A 274-nucleotide genomic window follows, 5' to 3' on the forward strand; every position below is an offset into this window, starting at 1 on the left:
CGACGGCGGCGGTGCGGCCGAGGACGTCGAGGCCCGGGGCGCCCAGATCAAGGCCGAGTCCGCCGCGTCCGACTCCGACTGGGACCGCGAGAAGCTCCAGGAGCGCCTCGCCAAGCTCTCCGGCGGCATCGGCGTGGTCCGCGTGGGCGCCGCCACCGAGGTGGAGCTCAAGGAGCGCAAGCAGCGCATCGAGGGCGCCGTGTCCTCGGCCCGCGCCGCCCTCGAGGAGGGCATCGTGGCCGGCGGCGGCGCCGCGCTCATCAATGCGCTGACC

At 75.9% G+C, this 274-nt stretch carries 1 pseudogene; it reads left to right on the forward strand.

Annotated features, from left to right (window positions below):
• Nucleotides 1-274: pseudogene (locus KVS67_RS11975) on the forward strand (TCP-1/cpn60 chaperonin family protein); the annotation flags it as partial.

It is taken from the genome of Micrococcus sp. GbtcB5, assembly GCF_019091605.1.
In the GTDB taxonomy this organism is placed as follows: domain Bacteria; phylum Actinomycetota; class Actinomycetes; order Actinomycetales; family Micrococcaceae; genus Micrococcus; species Micrococcus luteus.